The sequence below is a fragment of the Candidatus Poribacteria bacterium genome, assembly GCA_016866785.1.
Classification (GTDB): Bacteria; Poribacteria; WGA-4E.
In genome coordinates, this window is record VGLH01000233.1 from 1 (window position 1) to 3,239 (window position 3,239).

Below are 3,239 nucleotides of genomic sequence, written 5' to 3' on the forward strand. Positions count from 1 at the left end.
GTGCCCGCATCGACCCATGCCTTGACGCGTCCCGGAACTCTGTCACATCTCGACGCAGCTGATCGACACGCGCGCGCAGGGAGGCGCTGTCATGCATCCGCACACCAAGTCTCGCCGCCATGTTGTCATACGAAGACGCGGCAAGATCGGCGATTCCCGGCAGTCGGTCGTAGAGCTCGGATAGGTTCCAGTGCAGTGCGTCACTGTGGTAGGTATCGAGTTCGTCGAGGCGAGCTAGGACATAACTCGTGTCGAACCGCTGAGCCGTGATCTTGTCGGCGTACCTCGGGCTCTTCTTGGCATCGGTGTAGTAAGCAAGCACGACGTAGACGCCAAGAAGGCTCATCAGCGAGACGCTATCCCACTGGATGAAGTCTCTATCGCCGTCGAATCCCTCATCCTTGCACACGGGAATGATCGTCACGCGCCTGGCGGCCGGGATCGTGTCGTAGATCCGACCGTAGGGGTAGCTTCGCGTGCGCTTGGGCGTGACCCAGTGGCTGACGCCGTACGAATAGGACTTGCGCTCTAGTTGGAACGCGCCTCTGCGGAAGGCGGTCCCTCGTCGCACATCCTCATCGGTGAAGCATGGAATCCGCGCCATCATCCGAGCGTCGTAGCGAATGCTCTCAACTTGGGCGCGGATCGACATCATACTCGGCTCCCGTCTCGAACAGGCGCTGCTGAGACAAGGCGTCGCGCAGACGCCCCTCGGCGTAATCGAAGTACTCGCGCGTCGTGTCGATGCCGATGTGCCTCCGCTCCCGCTCTTCAGCGGCGATGTTGGTTTGCCCGCTGCCGGTGAAGATATCGAGCACCCAATCCCCCTTGTAAGAGTAGAACTCAATCACCCGCCCGACGAGCTCTGTCGGGAACGGGCATGGATGCAGATTCTCCTGGGGAGCGAGGGGACGCACCTTCCAGACGTTCTTGCTCTTCTCACCCTGGTAATCGGTCAGTCTCAGCCGGTTGCATTCCTTCTCGTCTTCGGACCGAAACCAATAGATATTGTCCCGATCACGGGCGGGGCCCGGCTTCTGGAAGACGAGAACGTATTCCGCAACTAGGCTTGGGTAGTAGTAGCCAGGGTAGGGATGCTGCATGAGCACGCCCGAACGGCGGTCACGCGCGATGGGCTTCTCCCAAACGATGTCTTCCTTGAAAGTCCAGCCCAACTGCTCCATCCAACCGACGAAGTGGAACGGCAGCGGCGTCCGACGCCCCTGCCACCCCACCGGGGCGATGTTCACGACGTTGTGCCCGCCCGGGTGGATGACTCGAAAGAGCTCCTTGAACCTCTCCACTAGGAACTCACGGTACTCGTCGTACGAGACGGCTTCTCGCTCCCAGCGCGTCTTCTTTCCGGACAGCTTCTCCACGTGGCCGGAGTAGTTGATCGCATTGAGATAGGGCGGTGAGGTGACTGCCAGCGTCACCGCATCGCTGGGAAGGTGCCGCAGGACGTCCAAGCAGTCGCCGAGCACAAGAGCCCCGCGCCCGACGCGAGCCATCGTGAAAGGCATCGCACAAAGAGCGTCTTCGAGAGCAACAGGATAGGGGTTCATCGGTCGCGCTCCCACGTCTTGCCGTACTGTGACGCTCTACGGATCGTGTCTAGTGGACGGGTGGTGCGATCACCATGGTCAACGCCGTAGATCGGGAGAGTGTTCCACTGCTCACCCCGGACGGGGTTCTGCAGGAGCAGTACGCTCTGAGAGAGCGATATGCAAGCGATTGCCGCTGAACACTCCTACAACGCGGTCTGGTAGCCGAGAAAGGGTCCGTTCAGTCGATGGATGATGTTGACCACTGACAGTCCGTGATGGCTGGCAGGAGCGCCGGCCTCTTCGAACGCGATCGCCAAGTTGGGGTAGTCAAGCACGCCGGTAGGGAACGGGTAACTAGTCAGCGCACTGACGGTCTTCAGACGGTGCGAGTTCGCCGCCAGATGCGCGAAGAGATGGAAGATCGAGCATCTCACGGATCGGTCTTTCCGATCCCAGTCTTGTCAAACAGTTCGCGCTGCAGTTCCGGTGCGTCGCGTCTACTCGGACGGATCGCTTCGCCCCATATCCGCTCGAGTCCCTCCGTGTGGACGTACTCGTTGTAGAACCGCGTCACGTCGTCGGCTGCCCGTTCCTCGGCAAGGCGATGCTTGACGATCTCGACATTTCCCGGACTCAACTCGATTCCCACGCCGAGACGCCCCAACTGCCGCGCGACGACCAGGGTCGTGCCCGTCCCGGCGAACGGGTCCAAGACCACGTCGCCCGGTTTCGACGATGACAGCAGGATACGCAGCAGCAGCAGTTGGACAGGCGACTGCTGCTTGTGGGCCCGCGCGCCATCGTCGTCGCGGATCGCCTCATCTCCGGCGAAGTAGCCGGATGTGAGTTCCCGAATGTCATCCCAGACATCGGTGACGAACACGCCGTTCTCGCGCTCGTACCGATATCCGGCTGGGAGCGGCGGGTCGATCCGAAGGCGGTGGAACATACGCGGCCGAGCTCCATTCGTCGCGAACGCGATGATCTGGTAGTGCTTGCCGTAGCGGTGCGTGCCGGGAACCGCCGATGTCTTCTTCTTCCATACGACCAGATTCTGGTACGTCCAACCGGATTCGCGGACGGTGCGCAGAACCTGCTCCGTGTTCTTCTCGCGCTGCATGAAGTAGAGCGCCGCGCCGTCGGACGACAGTTGACGGATGCGCGAACAGACGTCCGTCATCCATGCCCAGTAGTCGCCGTCGGGCATGTCGTCGTCGTGGCCATGGTAGTCCTTGCCCTGGTTGAATGGCGGATCGAGAAACGTCAGATCGACCGGACGGTCGATGCCACGGCTCGCCAGCATCGGGGCGTCGAGCCACTTCGTGCAGTCGCCGCAGATAATCTCCGTACGCATCACCCATCTCCGCCGCGTCAACTGACCCGCAGAGGGCAGTAAGGATACGCACGCCGGGCGGACGTCGTCTCATCGATCCGGAAACACCATTCCGTCGGAGTTCATCCCCCTAGCCACCGATCAAACCACTCGAACGCCTCCGCCTGCATGTCCAGATCGAACTTGTGCGGACCCGGGTAGAACGAGCACCGATACCGATCCGACGCGTCGATGCGCTCGTAGGCGTCCGCCATCATCCGGTCGGCGCGTTCCATTTCCGGCACGGTGAACAACTGATCGTGCGTGTTGTTCAGGACGAGCGTCGGCTTGGGCATTCGCAGTCCGAGAACCTCCGGGTA

At 61.3% G+C, this 3,239-nt stretch carries 5 protein-coding genes; all 5 read right to left on the minus strand.

The window, feature by feature from the left end:
* On the minus strand, window positions 1–655 hold a 655-nt coding region (locus FJZ36_18655; GenBank protein MBM3216920.1), incomplete at its 3' end, for a hypothetical protein.
* Window positions 630–1,511, minus strand: a complete 882-nt coding sequence (locus FJZ36_18660) for a site-specific DNA-methyltransferase (protein MBM3216921.1) — start codon at window positions 1,509–1,511, stop codon at window positions 630–632. The genes FJZ36_18655 and FJZ36_18660, both read right to left, overlap by 26 nt.
* 239 nt (window positions 1,512–1,750) lie before the next feature.
* The gene (locus FJZ36_18665) at window positions 1,751–1,981 is read right to left on the minus strand and encodes a hypothetical protein (protein ID MBM3216922.1); all 231 of its coding nucleotides are present in this window, start codon (window positions 1,979–1,981) and stop codon (window positions 1,751–1,753) included.
* Window positions 1,978–2,850, minus strand: a complete 873-nt coding sequence (locus FJZ36_18670) for a site-specific DNA-methyltransferase (protein ID MBM3216923.1) — start codon at window positions 2,848–2,850, stop codon at window positions 1,978–1,980. The genes FJZ36_18665 and FJZ36_18670 overlap by 4 nt, the downstream gene beginning before the upstream one ends.
* 152 nt (window positions 2,851–3,002) lie before the next feature.
* On the minus strand, window positions 3,003–3,215 hold the full coding sequence (locus FJZ36_18675; protein MBM3216924.1) for a hypothetical protein: 213 nt from the start codon (window positions 3,213–3,215) through the stop codon (window positions 3,003–3,005).
* Window positions 3,216–3,239: the final 24 nt, after the last annotated feature.